This is a genomic window from Carboxydothermus islandicus (assembly GCF_001950325.1).
In the GTDB taxonomy this organism is placed as follows: domain Bacteria; phylum Bacillota; class Z-2901; order Carboxydothermales; family Carboxydothermaceae; genus Carboxydothermus; species Carboxydothermus islandicus.
Map to the genome: position 1 here is coordinate 1 of NZ_BDJL01000009.1, position 14,288 is coordinate 14,288.

The following is a 14,288-nucleotide window of genomic DNA, read 5'->3' on the forward strand; positions in this document are numbered from 1 at the left end:
TATAGCATCGTCTACATATCTGGAATTCAATTTAAAGAAACTTTGCAGTTCTTTCTTAAGTTCTTTTCGGGTTTTTCCTTCAAGCAGGCGGTTATAGGCATATCTTTTGCAGGAGTTCCAGTTTCGCATCAGGTTGTCTAAACATTCTTTTTCTTCTTTCTTTGGAAATAACCTTGCCTGTATTGTTATGATTTGTTTCATTACCATCGCTGCCTTTCAATTTTGTGCAATTAGATTTATTTATTGCAAAACAGTTGTTATTGCACTATTTTGCATTGTTTAGCTCAACTGCTTAATCCTCCTCCGATTTTTTAGTTTGCACTGCTTTACCAACAAGTTAAATCAAATTAATGGCAAAAAAACTTCAAACTTACTTAATTGCCCCCTTGCATCCTGAGCCTCGCCTACTACTACATAAACGGGAATAAGAAATTTTTGTCTTTCATCTTCATAGTAGCCTAAACTTACTTTTTCAATATAAATTTTCTTTAAAGATGCCGGCAAATCACCAATAATTTGACCTTTTCTTAGTTGTTCTAAAGCATTTCTAAAAGGCTTTATTTTTTGTTTGCGGTAAAAAGTAAAGTCGCGGTAGTATTTATCTACTGCCATAATTTCACCGTTTTCTCCTATCCTCACTCCAATCCTGGAAACACCATATACCGGCAAGTTATCGACTACCGGGTAAAACCAAACATTCCGGGCAATAACATTTTCCGCTTTTTCTTCAGTAACTTTTACTTGTTTAAAACGTTCCGGTAGTAAGTTGTTTTGGGTTAAAAAGTTTCGGGCAAGGGAAACAGCTTTTTCTGTCGGCGGGATATGTTTGGGGTTTAAAAGCGGTTTATTTTCAGATACAAAGCTAAAAAAACCAGTTTTCTTTTCAATAGTTAGAATTTTATTTTTGTCTTTTAGAATAAACCTATCCTCTTCATCTTGAATTTCGGGGTTTTCTAAACCAAAAATTCCGGCAAGTTTTAGAGCTTTTGTTTTATCTACCTTATTATTTTGAAAGCGGTAGACATTAACCTCAGCAGGAAAATTTACTTCTTTTTGTCTGAGAATAATTTCGGCGGAGTTTAAAGGCCGGCCCAAAAAATTTAAAATTAATAATATTAAGCTTATCACCGTTAATGTAAACCCAAGGGCCAACAAAACTTTTTTATCAAAAAACTTTCGCCTCATTTCTCCTTATCCCCGGTAAATATTTTTTCACCACTTTACCAAAAATAAGTGATAAGAACAGTCACTCCTACGGGCATAAAGTCGTTAAATCCTTCAATTGAAATGATTTCTAACGATTCCCCTGCGGCAATCATTTCTCTAAAGTTCTTAATAAACCCCTTTTGAAGGTAAAATTTAAAGCAGGGTTAAAAAAGGCAGGATTATTGGCACAATTATTGTTAATACCGTCCCTGACAAAAGGGCGATAGCCCCGTAATAGGGCCCCTGGACCCGGGTAATTACTCCCAAGGTGGTATCCATGGAAGTAGCTCCAGCCACCGATAGAGGAAAATAAGGGAAAAGACGAGCTAAGAAAGGGGTTAAAAGGATGGTAAATAATTCTCTTAGTACATTGGCTAAAAACCCAATCGTTCCGGCTTCAATCCCCAGGTTTTTGGCTAAAAGGGCGGTAGTTACGCTGTAAAACCCCATCCCCGCTGCCGAGGAAACCGCGATTCCTGGATTTATCTTAAATATCAGGGCAAAAGCCACTCCCCCAGCAATACTTCCTAAAAGAGCTAATAGAGGAAAGGAAATAATTTTTACCCCTTTTTCGCGAACCCTTTTTATGAGTTCCCGGTCCCCGCCAAAGCTAACCCCGGTTCCCAGGTACAAAAAAGCAAGGGCAAAGGTAATGATACTGTCACTCAGGTTAAGAAATTTTTCCGGTAATAGATACGCCCCCACTACTCCTCCTAAAACCACCGTTAAAACAAGAAAGCCTACAAATTTAAGGTCATCGTGGTTCTCAGAAAGATTTTCTTCCACTCCTTCTACCTGAGCTTTTCTTTCAAAAAGGTAGATAAAAAGCATACTCCCCAAAGCCGCAAAAAGCATAATCCCAAAACTTTTAAGTCCAAGAACCATTATGTTTTTTAAAACTTCCTGGTTGGTGGCAAGTTTTGCTCCAATCACAAAAAGAAGGACAAATAAAGAAAGACTAAACATTTTTATAAAAATACGGTTTAAAAAGTACGACCACTTAAAATAACCCAGAACAAAACCCAGAGAGAATAAAACAAGCGGTAAAGCAATATAAAACAATGCCTAATCCCCTGCCCTTATAGATATTTTTCTGCCATGCTTTCCAAGGTCTTGATAAATTCCTTATCGGTAGTAAAATATAAATTCCTGAAGCCTCCCCGCTGTATTGCCACAAAAGCTTTATTTAAATTCTGCTGTTTCCAGAAAACTATTTCCGTATTATCTTTAAGCTTTAAAAAAACTTCAAAATCCGCCTCTCCCGGTATACCTAATGTCCATGAAGCTTTATTATAGGCTAAAATCAACTTTTCCAGGTCTTTTGTTATAATCTTTTGGGAATCGGCGTACCCAAGCTCAATAAAATTGCTTTTTTCAATATCTTTTAAATTAAGCTTAAAATATTTTTCCGGTACAAAGTTGCTGTTTTTTCGCTGAAAATACTCCTGTGCACGCCGGTGATTTTCTTCTATTAACTTTTTAACCACCCCGGTATCATAGGCCCGAAAAATTTCTCTCGCTATTTTTTTAGGAAAAAGACGGTTGATATCTTTTACATACAGGTTTCCATCTCCCGGTACTTCAACTTTCACTACCCGATCCTTTTTCATGGTAAGTTTAACCGGCACGCTCATACCGCCTTCAGGTTGAAAATGGCCGTTGGTTATTGAATAAGATTCCCCCAGTACCCAGAGGTAGTAAATAGTGGTATCGCCTTTACTCTCCCGCCCAAATGGATATATAGCCGCAAATTTTTTATATTCTTCCCCCGGTAAATCGTCCCGAAAGCCTGCTTTTTCAAAATAATTTCTAATAATTGAAGTTTCTCCCAGCGAGAGGCTGGGGTTATATTCGATTTTTTGCTGGCTGCAGCCGAAAAGAAAAAGGAGAAAAATAATTATTAAAAAGCCTTTTTTCACTTAACTACCTCCCCTTAAATTTCGGAGGTCTTTTTTCAATAAAGGCATTAACCCCTTCCCGAAAGTCTTCGGTTTCCGCCACTAAAGACTGATAAAGCCGCTCGTATTCAAAAAAGGTGTTTAAGTCCAAGGACGGTGCTAAATGTAAAAGCTTTTTTGCATAGCCGTAGGCCCGGGTAGGGCCTTCCGCTAACTGCTTTGCTAAATTCATCGCCTCATCCAAATAAAGGTCATCATCCACCACCCGGTTTACAAGCCCTAATTCATAGGCTTTTTCCGCCGAAAACCGTTCGGCAGTAAAGATTAGCTCTTTCGCCCGGTGTACCCCCAGAGTCCGGGCTAAGAAAAACAGCCCCGATAAATCCGGCAAAAGCCCCACCTGGGAAAAAGCCATGGAAAAAATCGTGGACCGGGCAGCTACAATAATATCGGTGGCAAGAGCTATACTAAGTCCTGCACCTACGGCATAGCCATGAACTGCCGATATTACCGGCTTCTCCATATTAATAAGAAGGGTAAGCCAGTTGTGGACCAAGTTTTCCATTAAAGTAACCCGCTGGTCCGCTGGCGTTTTGGCAAAGTTAGAAAGCATCCTTTTCACATCGCCACCGGCACAAAAACCTGGGCCGGCACCGGTTAAGACCACCGCTCGTATATTTTCGTTATTTTTAACCTGAAGGAGAATTTCGGCCAATTCCACCTGCATTTCTTCATTAACCGCATTGACAACATCCGGACGGTTTAAGGTTATTATCCCCACTTTGCCGTTTTGTTCAAAAAGTACCGTGTGGCCCACTTCCTCATTCCCCTTTGCTTATATTTTTCTCATTATTATAAGGGGTTTGTGAATAATTTTCAAACTTTTTAGGTAAAACTTTTAACTTTTCCTTAACATTTTTTGTGAATGCGAGCACTTGTTTTTGAGTGATTTTTTGTATACAATATACTTAGAGCAGGAGGTGCTCCCGATGACAATTTTTTATTATGAAATTCTTGCCCTGATAAATAAAAACCATTAAAACTTTTGCGCTTGCCCCTGCTTTTCAGCGTACTTTAACAAAAATTTTACCAAAATCCTCTGGTATTTATGATGTTTTTGGTATACAATATGCGCTGCAGACTTCCTTAGTTTAACGTTTCTTTTTCTTAATGTACACAACCCGAATCTTCCCGCCAAAATTGGCGGGTTTTTTATTAAGCATAAAAAAAAGAGCCTTCCCTTCAGGAAAGCTCTTTACCTGATAAACTAATTGGTTGTCGGAGGGGTAGCTGGAGCATAAACACCGCCGCCAAACCCGCATCCGCCAAAGCCGCCTCCAAATCCGCAGCCGCCATATCCAGCTAAAGCGTTAGGGCAGACAGCTCCAGGGCCAAGGCCGTAGCCTGCACCCGGTCCGGGAGTAAGAGCATCAGGATTTTTCTCAAGGTAGTCCAATCTGGCATCGATGTTCTGTTTAATCACTTCACCCTGCTCTTTGGTGAGAAGACCCGCTTTCACCCGCACATCCACCATCTTTTTCTGAATTTCAGCCATTTGCCGGTACAATCCTTTAAGCTCCTCTAACTGCGGATTGGTAACAGCAGCAATTGCCGGAACGGTAACTGCCAGCAGTAAAACTGCGATTAAGCCTACCAGAAGTTTTTTGTTCATTGTTCCACCTCCCGTTTCTTATTTTCTGCTTCTTAATTTATCACCAAATCTTTAGCAAAGCGTGCCGAATTTGTTACGATTTTGTTACAGAGCAAAACAAACGGTAAACCACCGGTACTACAATTAAAGTTAATAAGGTCGAGGTAAGAAGCCCCCCAATTACCACCACTGCCATTTGCCGGGAAATCAACGCCCCTTCTGCAGGGAAAAGAGCCATAGGTAGGAGAGCAAAAATGGTCGTCGCTGCGGTCATCACTATCGGTCTAAGCCTGGTTGCTCCCGCTTCAATTAAGGCTTCGTCTAAAGTCATTCCCCGGGCAATTTGCTTCTCAACCCGGTCTACAAGGACAATGGCATTGGTTACCACAATCCCAATCAACATTAACCCCCCAATTAACGCCGGCATACCGAGCTCCTCACCGCTGATAAAAAGCCCTAAAATAGCTCCAATTACCGCCAGCGGCAAGGAAAATAAGATAGAAAGTGGTGCTTTTATGTTGCCAAAGCTTCCTACCATCACGGTAAAAACAAGTCCCACCGCCACTAACATAGCTCTTTTCATATCCGCAAAACCTTCAGCCATCATCTGGGTATTACCTTCAAAACGGTAAGTAACCCCTTCCGGAAGTTTTATTGCAGAAATTTTCTTTTGTGCCTCTTCCGAAACCTTGCCGCTATTGGGATCGGTAATCAAACCGGAAACGGTAACAAAAGGCTCTAAATTTCGCCGCTGCAGCGAAGTCGGACCCGGTTGATTCTTAACTTCGGCAATTTCTCCTAATTTAACCTTTTCGCCTGTTACTCCGAGAAGTTCAATGTTTTTAACATCTTCAATACTACTTAAAGAACCACCTTTTAACTCCACCACAAGGTCGGTAGGTTTCCCCTGATAATCAATGCGAGCCACCGCTTCTCCGGTTAAGATGGCCCTTAAACTACTTGCTACCATAATGGGAGTAAGTCCCTTGCGGGAAGCTTTGACTTCGTCCACTTTAACTAAAATTTGCGGCTTTACATCTTCAATATTTGAACTTACATTAGCAAGCCCCGGCAAACTTTTTAGAGCTTCAGCAATAAGCATTCCCCCTTCTTTTACTCTGGCAAAATCATCACCGTTTACTACCACCTGCAGCATTGGATTGCCCCCGGGAGTACCTAAAGGCTGCCAACTTACGTCCTTAGGTCCGCTGATTTTTTTAAGCCGTTTAGCAATTCTATCAGCAAGACTGTTGGGATCTTTAACTTTATTGTCTATAACCACCAAAACATCGGCACTACCGTTTTTATGGATGGTTGCTTGAAAAGCCCTGACTCCTTTCTCCGCTGCCAAAATTTTCTCTGCCTCCCGCACCGCTTTATCGGTATACTCCAGGGAAGCTCCTATCGGCATGGCAATCTTGGCTTGATAAATACGCGCTTTGTCTTGAGGCAAAAAGTTTGTTCCAATTTCACCTAAAGTTACAACGCTTCCAACTAAAGCCAGCGTTGCCAACATCAATACAGCTACCTTATGTTTTAAAGCCCAGTGCAGGAGCCTTTTATACCCCCTTTTAATAATTCCTTCCTTTTCTTCACCCGGAATATTCTTCCTGAAAAGCAGTTTACCGGTTAATGGCACAACCGTTACCGCCACCAAAAGAGAAAAGGAAAGAGCTACCACTATCGTCACCGCAAAAGGTACGAAAATTTTCCCAACCACCCCCGAAACCATGGCCAAGGGGCCAAAAACCGCAATGGTAGTAATGGTTGAAGAAGTAATAGCATTGGCCACTTCTCCCGTTGCCTCTTCCACCACATTTTCATTATTACTTCCCGCAAGTCTCCGGTAGATATTTTCAATCACCACAATGCTGTCATCTACCACCCGGCCAACAGCTACCGCCATCCCGGCTAAGGTCATAATGTTAATAGTGTAATTTAAGTATTTTAAAATTATAAACGATGCAAAAATTGACAAAGGTATAGCCGTAATAGCCACGACTGTAGCTCTAAAACTTCTAAGGAAAATAAAAATTACCAAAACAGCAAACAGCGCCCCCACTAAAGCTTCCCGGAGCATAGAATAAACGGATTTTTTCACCGGGTCTGCCAGGTCATACAAAACAGTAAAGCGGTAACCTTGGGGAAGCTTCAGGTTCTTAATAATTTCTTTTGCTTTATCGGAAACTTCCACTACATTTGCTCCTGTCTGCCTCGAAAGGGCTACCACTACTCCCGGATGGCCGTTGGCCCGCACTACAGTAGTTTTTGTTTCGTACCCCTCACTTACTTCAGCCACATCACCCAGAGTTATCACTTTTAACTCCGGCTTGGTACTGAGGCTGTTCTGGCGGGAGCTACTACCGTTCCCGGAGACCGGTTTACTTTTTAAGACCTCTTCATTAATTTGCGAAAGCTTTTGCAGCAACTCGCCGAGCTTTTGCTTTTCGGCAGCAATCTTTTGCTGCAAGGGTATAATTAATTCGGGACCGGCACCCTCTTGGGTCAAATTCAAAAGAGCTTCCTGGTCGGCAGCAATTTGCGCTTCCAGCGCCTGAATACCCGACAACAACTGGATTTGGGTTTGGGTAATCGTTAACCCTTCCCCAATTTTTCCAATGGCTAAACCCACCTCATTAAAGCTTTTACCCACTTCAGTAAAAGCTTCTTTTAAAACTTTACTGGAATCTACGGTAATTAGCCGTAAATTGCGAATTTCATCCAAACTTTTTATTTCTTTTTCTACTTCTACCGGTAAAAGCTTATCCTTAATGGTAATTTCTCCAGCAGGTATAGAAAAATTTGCAGCCTTTAAGGTATTGATAACTGTATCAGGAGTAAGCTGGTATTGCTTTAACTTATCCTGATTTAACTTTATAAAAATCTTTCTTTCCCGTCCCCCTAAAACTTTAACCTCCTCTACCCCGGCAATGGCAGAAAGTTTCGGCTTTACTTTATCGTTAACGTATTGGGCAATTTCTTCAGCACTTCCCGGTCCTTCCACCGCAAACAAGAGAATATCCGGACTATTTACACTCGCTTTATGAAGCTCAATTTTCCCGGCATTTTGGGGTAAATCTACTTTTGCTATAGCTGAAGACACTTCCTGCCAGGCTTTATCCATTTTCGCGTCATAATCAAATTCTAAGATAACTACCCCGTAACTGGGATTAGCATAACTTGTGATATTTTTTAAGCCCTGAATTCCATACAGTGCTTTTTCTAAAGGTTCGGTAATTTCTTTGGAAACTTCCGCCGGAGTTGCACCGGGATAATTTACAGTCATCCAGATAAACGGTACTTCAATATCCGGCATGTCTTCAAATTTCATCTGCTGAACCGAATAGTAACCACCGGCAACAATTAAAACAATGGCTAAAAATATCACCGCAGGATTTCGCAGGGAATAACGGGTTAAAAAGTTCATAATAAAACCTCCCAATCTAAAATTATTCTTATATTGAATTTAACATACTTGTCCCTTTTTATTTTAACAAAAATAATCTTTGCCAAAATCCAATAAAAAAATATAAAATATTTTTGTAAGTTTCTACATTTATAAGGTGAGGGCAAATGTTTTATAAAAAACTTCAAGAAATTGCCAACGAAGATACGCGAAACTTTTTTAACGAATATGCTCCCCACCGGGAAAAACTAATGACCGAAATCTTAAAGGCAAAATCTTCCGGACGGGCTATTATCCTGGGTGCGGGAAATTGCAATGACATAGATTTAAACGAGCTCAGTAAAAATTTTGACCAAATTTTTCTTCTCGATATTGACGTAATGGCAATGGAACTGGGATTACAAAGGCAAAAACCCCTTCACCCGGAAAAAATTAAAATTTTAGAATTTGATTTAACCGGTATTTTAGCCAATATTCAACTGGTAATCCGGGATACTTCCCTGGACACACTCCTAAATGCCTTAAAAGCGGTAAACGATAATCCAAAACTCCCCGAAGGGTTTGAACAAAATTTTGACCTGGTTGTATCCGCCGGTGTTATTACCCAGATAATTTATCCCTTAAAAGCAGCCGATTTCATGGCCGGCTTTTATTCCATCCATGATTTATTGGAATTCTTAAGAGACCGTCTTTTTCGTCAACATCTAAAGTTAATTTCCCGGCTTTTAAAGGATGACGGTCGAGCAATTTTTACCGTTGACCATCCGCTAAACGATTACCCCCCGGAAGAAGCAGTTAAATGGCCCAGACTTTATATTCGTAGAACTTCCAGGCTCTACGATCAATTAATTGAAGAATCCCCTTTAGAAGATTTTGTTCCACCTACATACTGGCACTGGGAAATACCGGGAAATCACTTTCTCGTGGAATGCCACATCCTAAAGCGCAAAAACTTTTAGAAGCCCCCTTCGGTCTTTAAATTGCCAAAGAAAAAACCACCCGTGCGGGTGGTTATTTTGCTAATGCCTCCCGGGCATATCTTAATTGTTCAATTACCGCCTGAGGGGCAGGTCCCCCGGGAAGCTTTCGTTTGGCTAAGACATTTTCAATTTTCAGCTTTTCGTAAATATCTTCCTCGATTAATGGCGACATCTCCTTAAGTTCATCCAGGAAAAGCTCCAAAAGTTCCCTTCCGCTTTTTTCGGCTTTTAACACTAATTCTCCAGTAATCCTGTGAGCTTCTCTAAAAGGCACTCCTTTTTCCACCAGGTACTCCGCCAAGTCGGTAGCATTAAGAAATCCTTTTAAAGCCGCCTTATACATAGCCTCCCGGTTAAATTTAATTGTTTTCAGCATTCCGGTAAAAACCCTCAAGCTTCCCTTTAAGGTATCAACGGTATCAAAAAGCGGCTCCTTATCTTCCTGCATATCCTTGTTATAAGCTAAGGGCAACCCCTTCATCATCGTTAATACCGCCATCAGGTTGCCATAAACCCTGCCCGTTTTACCCCTGATAAGTTCGGCCGCATCGGGATTTTTCTTCTGGGGCATCATCGAAGAGCCGGTAGCATAGCGGTCATCAATTTCCACAAAGGAAAATTCCTTGCTATTCCAAAGAACAATTTCTTCGGAAAAGCGGCTTAAATGCATCATCGTAGTGGAAGCCGCAAAGAGAAATTCTAAGATATAGTCCCGGTCCGATACCGCATCGAGACTGTTTTCACAGACACCACTAAAGCCTAAAAGTTCGGAAACAAGCTCCCGGTCTAAAGGCAAGGTAGTACCGGCCAGCGCTCCGGCTCCCAGCGGCGACTTGTCGGCCCTTTTTAAGCAATCGTAAAAACGGCTTCGATCCCGGTCAAACATCCAGAAATACGCCAAAAGGTGATGGGCCAGGGTCACCGGCTGCGCCCGCTGCAGGTGAGTATAACCGGGCATGATAGTGTTTAAATGCCCTTCGGCCAGATTAATTAAAGTTTCCTGGAGCTCTTTTATAAGAGCAATAATAGCCGTACCTTCTTTTTTTACATAAAGCCGGGTGTCTAAAGCCACCTGGTCGTTACGGCTACGACCGGTGTGGACTTTTTTCGCCACGTCCCCGATTTTCTTAATTAACAGCGTTTCAATATTCAGGTGAATGTCTTCGGCTTCAGGAGAAAAATCTACCTTACCGGCTTTTATCTCCTCTAAAATTTCGGTAAGTGCCCCAATAATTTTTTCTTTTTCCTCATTGGTGATTATCCCCTGCCGGGCCAGCATCGTCACATGGGCAATGCTCCCCCTGATATCTTCTTCGTATAGCCGCCAGTCAAAGTGGATTGAGGCATGAAAATCCTGCATTTCCCGGTCGGTATCCTTTTCAAAACGTCCACCCCAGAGCTTCATTTTCCTCTCCTTTACCTACTTTTTATATGGTTTCTGGGTCATAGCCCGCACTTTAAGGGGAAGGCCAAATAAATTGATAAATCCTTCCGCGTCTTTCTGGTTATAGAGGTTATCTTCGCCAAAGGTTGCTAAATCCTTGACATAAAGGGAGTAAGGAGAAGTTATCCCGGCCGGGTAAATATTACCTTTGTAAAGTTTTAATTTTACTTTTCCGGTTACCGTTTCCTGGGTTTTTTCCACAAAAGCTGCTAAAGCTTCCCTTAGGGGCGTAAACCATAAGCCATCGTAAATAAGTTCGGCATATTTCAAGGCTACCATCTGTTTAAAGTGCATGGTCTGCCGGTCTAAAGTTAAGCTCTCTAACTCCCGGTGGGCAAAGGTTAAAATGGTCCCTCCGGGAGTTTCGTATACTCCCCGGGATTTCATACCCACCAAACGGTTTTCCACCATGTCGGCAATGCCAATTCCGTGCTTGCCGCCAAGCTCATTAAGCTTAAAAATTAATTCCACCGGCGAAAGTTTTTCCCCGTTTACCGCTACCGGTTCCCCTTTAACAAACTCTATTTCTACATACTCCGGCTGGTCCGGTGCTTTTTCCGGAGGGCTGGTAAGTAGGAGCACATCTTCCGGCGGTTCAACGGCCGGGTCTTCTAAAATACCCCCTTCGTGGGAAAGATGCCAGAGGTTTCTATCCATGCTGTAAGGACGGCTTTTGGTAACCGGTACCGGAATCCCTCTCTTTTCGGCATAATCAATGGCATCTTCCCGGGATTTTATCTCCCACTCCCGCCAGGGAGCGATGATTTTTAAATCCGGATTTAACGCTTTAACGGTAAGTTCAAAACGTACCTGGTCGTTTCCCTTACCGGTTGCCCCGTGCGCTACCGCCACTGCTCCTTCCTTTTCCGCTATTTCCACGAGCTTTTTGGCAATAAGCGGGCGGGCGACCGAAGTTCCCAGAAGGTATTTATTTTCGTATACCGCTCCTGCTTTCAGCATGGGAAAAACAAAATCCCGGACAAACTCTTCCTTAACATCTTCAATATATATTTTCGCAGCGCCGCTTTTAATCGCCTTTTCCCTTAAAGGTTCTAATTCTTCCCCCTGGCCCACATCGGCCACCATGGCAATGACTTCGTAACCGTAATTTTCTTTTAGCCAGGGAATGATAATTGAGGTATCCAAACCACCGGAATAAGCCAAAACAACTTTTTCCGCCATATCTATGCCTCCTACTGTCTCTTTATACATTTATTAAATCCTAAATTATCCTAAGAGTAAAGTCAAGATAGCCTTCTGGGCGTGCAGCCGGTTTTCCGCCTCATCAAAAACCACCGAATGTTCACCATCGATCACCTCGGAAGTCACTTCTTCCCCCCGGTGGGCAGGCAGGCAGTGAAGGAAGATAAAGTCCTCCTTGGCATAACTTACCAGTTCACCGTTCACCTGATAGGGTTGAAAGACTTTAACCCGCTCAGCACTTTCCGCCTCCTGTCCCATGGAAGCCCAAACATCGGTTACCACCACATCGGCACCGGTAACCGCTGCCACCGGGTCGTGGGTTAATAATAACTTTGTTCCCCACCTGCTGGTTTCCTTTTGGGCAATTAAACTTACTTTTTCATCCGGTTCATATCCCGGTGGGGTTGCCACGGCCACCTCCATACCTACCTTGGCTGCACCAATCATTAACGAATGGCAGACGTTGTTGCCATCCCCTACCCAGGCCACCTTTAAGCCTTTTAACTGCCCCTTATGTTCTTTAATTGTCATCAGATCCGCCATGATTTGACAGGGATGTTCGTAATCGGTAAGACCGTTAATAACCGGCACATCGGCATAATGAGCCAGTTCTTCTACTTCACTATGGCTGTAGGTTCGAATCATGATACCGTCCACCATCCGGGATAAAACCCGGGCAGTATCGGCAATCGGTTCACCCCGGCTTAGTTGCGAGTCACCAGCGGTTATAAAAAGAGGATATCCCCCTAACTGCACCATACCCACTTCAAAGGAAACCCTGGTCCGGGTGGAATTTTTACTAAAAATCATCGCCAGGGTTTTCCCTTTTAAAATAGGGGTGGGAATTCCCTTTTTCTGCCGGATTTTTAATTCCGAAGCTAAATCCAATACTTCCTCTATCTCCTCCCCGGTTAAATCGTTCATGGAAAGAAAATCCCGTCCCCGGTAGGATGCTATCATTTTTTCTAATTTCTCAGCAAAGGCAAAATCATAAAGCTCCATCTACGCCCGCCTCCTTTATGGCCAGCAAAATTTTTTCGGAAGCTTCCCGGATTTCTTCCCGGGTTATAATTAAAGGAGGTACAACCCTTAAAATCCACTCACCAATGTTATTTATTAACACTCCCTTGCCTAAAAGTATTTCAGAAACCCGGCCTGCTCCAGGGAAATTCAGCTCAATTCCCAGCATCAGCCCGTATCCCCGCACTTCTTTGATCCCCGGCGCATCCGCTAAAAGGCTAGAAAATAGCTTACCTTTATCCAAAACCTCTTCTAAAAACCCCGGCACTAAAACTTCTTCAAGGACTGCCAAAGCTGCGGTACAGGCTAAAGGATTTCCCCCGAAGGTGGAAGCGTGGTCTCCCGGCTCAAAAGCCTTGGCCACTTCTTCTTTGGCCAACACCGCTCCAATGGGTACCCCTCCGGCAAGGCCTTTGGCTAATGTAATAATATCCGGCACCACCCCGAAGTGCTCAAAAGCAAACAGCTTACCAGTCCGGCCAATTCCTGTCTGGACTTCATCAAAGATAAGCAAAATATTTTTTTCCCGGCAGAGTTCTGCTACTTCTTGTAAATACGCGGGGTCAGCCGGGTATACTCCCGACTCCCCCTGCACCGGCTCTAAAATAACCGCTGCAGTTTTGGAAGTTAGAGCTTTTTCCAGGGCATCCAAATCATTATAGGGCACGTGAACAAAACCGGGCACCAGAGGGCGAAAAGGTTTCTGGTATTTTTCCTGGCCGGTAGCCGAAAGGGCTCCCATAGTTCTTCCATGGAAAGAGTTAACTGCAGTAATAATTTCGTATTTTTCTTCCCCTTTTTGCCACCAGTATTTGCGGGCAAGCTTTATGGCTCCCTCTACCGCTTCCGCCCCGGAATTGGCAAAAAATACCCGGCCAAAGGGAGAGTTTTTCATAAGCTTTTCGGCTAATTCCACCTGGGGCCGGGTGTAAAATAAGTTGCTGGTATGGTGTAAAGTTTTAACCGCCGTTTCGACCGCTGCCGTTAACTTGGGATGAGCATAACCCAGGGTATTTACCGCAATGCCCGCAACCAAATCCAAGTATTTATTTCCCGCATCATCGTAAACGTATGACCCTTTTCCGGAAACTAAATAAACCTGCTTTCGCCGGTATGTTTGCATTAAGTATTTATTTTCTTTTTCGATGACTTCTTTTTGCTCCATAGCACCCTGGTCATCCAAACTGTGCAAAACTGCATCAGTTTAGAAGGTTGGGGTATTTGTTGTCCGCCTTTCAGACTGTCCCAGCCCCAACTGGCGGTATTCGGAACAGCCATAGCCCCTGCCCCAAGAAGCAGGAACTCACCGCAGCTTTTCAGCCACCTTCTCCCATACCACTGACAAGTATTCTCTTCAGCAGTGACAGGTCACGATATAATGGCCTGTCAAGGAGAGCTCCGGTCAGGAGGGCTACCCGCAAAACTCGCCACGGTTTGTACGGTAAGGTTTTCCCCTTTACCGCAGTACCTTCATTCCTTC

12 protein-coding genes are annotated in these 14,288 nt (G+C 43.0%); 1 reads left to right on the forward strand and 11 read right to left on the reverse strand.

The window, feature by feature from the left end; translation table 11 throughout:
- The 7 genes from ciss_RS02540 to ciss_RS02570 all read right to left on the reverse strand — a co-directional run.
- A partial coding sequence (locus tag ciss_RS02540) for an SSO2105 N-terminal domain-containing protein (protein WP_501161876.1) occupies window positions 1-201 on the reverse strand: 201 nt, incomplete at its 3' end.
- Window positions 202-342: 141 nt separating this feature from the next.
- On the reverse strand, window positions 343-1,185 hold the full coding sequence (locus ciss_RS02545) for a hypothetical protein (RefSeq protein WP_075864751.1): 843 nt from the start codon (window positions 1,183-1,185) through the stop codon (window positions 343-345).
- A 174-nt stretch (window positions 1,186-1,359) separates the two neighbouring features.
- Complete coding sequence (locus ciss_RS02550) at window positions 1,360-2,268, reverse strand: LysO family transporter (protein WP_075864752.1); 909 nt, start codon at window positions 2,266-2,268, stop codon at window positions 1,360-1,362.
- Between the two features lie 17 nt (window positions 2,269-2,285).
- Window positions 2,286-3,125: a hypothetical protein gene (locus ciss_RS02555; protein ID WP_075864753.1), complete on the reverse strand. Its 840-nt coding sequence runs from the start codon at window positions 3,123-3,125 to the stop codon at window positions 2,286-2,288.
- A 4-nt stretch (window positions 3,126-3,129) separates the two neighbouring features.
- Window positions 3,130-3,921, reverse strand: coding sequence for an enoyl-CoA hydratase/isomerase family protein (locus ciss_RS02560; RefSeq protein ID WP_075864754.1), 792 nt, complete (start codon window positions 3,919-3,921; stop codon window positions 3,130-3,132).
- Between the two features lie 450 nt (window positions 3,922-4,371).
- Window positions 4,372-4,776, reverse strand: a complete 405-nt coding sequence (locus ciss_RS02565; protein ID WP_075864755.1) for a YckD family protein — start codon at window positions 4,774-4,776, stop codon at window positions 4,372-4,374.
- A gap of 73 nt (window positions 4,777-4,849) precedes the next feature.
- Window positions 4,850-8,182, reverse strand: a complete 3,333-nt coding sequence (locus tag ciss_RS02570; RefSeq protein WP_075864756.1) for an efflux RND transporter permease subunit — start codon at window positions 8,180-8,182, stop codon at window positions 4,850-4,852.
- 146 nt (window positions 8,183-8,328) lie between these two features.
- Here ciss_RS02570 and ciss_RS02575 point away from each other — a divergent pair, with 146 nt between their 5' ends.
- On the forward strand, window positions 8,329-9,120 hold the full coding sequence (locus ciss_RS02575) for a hypothetical protein (protein ID WP_075864757.1): 792 nt from the start codon (window positions 8,329-8,331) through the stop codon (window positions 9,118-9,120).
- Between the two features lie 52 nt (window positions 9,121-9,172).
- Here the strand turns inward: ciss_RS02575 and argH are convergent, their stop codons facing one another.
- From argH to ciss_RS02595, 4 genes are read right to left on the reverse strand one after another with little or no spacing between them, the layout of a single operon-like run.
- On the reverse strand, window positions 9,173-10,546 hold the full coding sequence (gene argH / locus ciss_RS02580) for an argininosuccinate lyase (RefSeq protein ID WP_075864758.1): 1,374 nt from the start codon (window positions 10,544-10,546) through the stop codon (window positions 9,173-9,175).
- 15 nt (window positions 10,547-10,561) lie between these two features.
- Window positions 10,562-11,767 carry an argininosuccinate synthase gene (locus ciss_RS02585; RefSeq protein ID WP_088775852.1) on the reverse strand — a complete coding sequence of 402 codons (1,206 nt, stop codon included), beginning with the start codon at window positions 11,765-11,767 and terminating at the stop codon, window positions 10,562-10,564.
- 45 nt (window positions 11,768-11,812) lie between these two features.
- On the reverse strand, window positions 11,813-12,790 hold the full coding sequence (argF, locus tag ciss_RS02590; protein WP_439951260.1) for an ornithine carbamoyltransferase: 978 nt from the start codon (window positions 12,788-12,790) through the stop codon (window positions 11,813-11,815).
- On the reverse strand, window positions 12,777-13,973 hold the full coding sequence (locus ciss_RS02595; protein ID WP_075864761.1) for an acetylornithine transaminase: 1,197 nt from the start codon (window positions 13,971-13,973) through the stop codon (window positions 12,777-12,779). The genes argF and ciss_RS02595 overlap by 14 nt, the downstream gene beginning before the upstream one ends.
- Window positions 13,974-14,288: the final 315 nt, after the last annotated feature.

Bases quoted from the DNA above. Each gene is read 5' to 3' on its own strand.
- argH (WP_075864758.1), bottom strand. From the start codon at position 10,546: ATGAAGCTCTGGGGTGGACGTTTTGAAAAGGATACCGACCGGGAAATG.
- argF (WP_439951260.1), bottom strand. From the start codon at position 12,790: ATGGAGCTTTATGATTTTGCCTTTGCTGAGAAATTAGAAAAAATGATA.
- ciss_RS02575 (WP_075864757.1), top strand. From the start codon at position 8,329: ATGTTTTATAAAAAACTTCAAGAAATTGCCAACGAAGATACGCGAAAC.
- ciss_RS02565 (WP_075864755.1), bottom strand. From the start codon at position 4,776: ATGAACAAAAAACTTCTGGTAGGCTTAATCGCAGTTTTACTGCTGGCA.
- ciss_RS02545 (WP_075864751.1), bottom strand. From the start codon at position 1,185: ATGAGGCGAAAGTTTTTTGATAAAAAAGTTTTGTTGGCCCTTGGGTTT.
- ciss_RS02570 (WP_075864756.1), bottom strand. From the start codon at position 8,182: ATGAACTTTTTAACCCGTTATTCCCTGCGAAATCCTGCGGTGATATTT.
- ciss_RS02585 (WP_088775852.1), bottom strand. From the start codon at position 11,767: ATGGCGGAAAAAGTTGTTTTGGCTTATTCCGGTGGTTTGGATACCTCA.
- ciss_RS02595 (WP_075864761.1), bottom strand. From the start codon at position 13,973: ATGGAGCAAAAAGAAGTCATCGAAAAAGAAAATAAATACTTAATGCAA.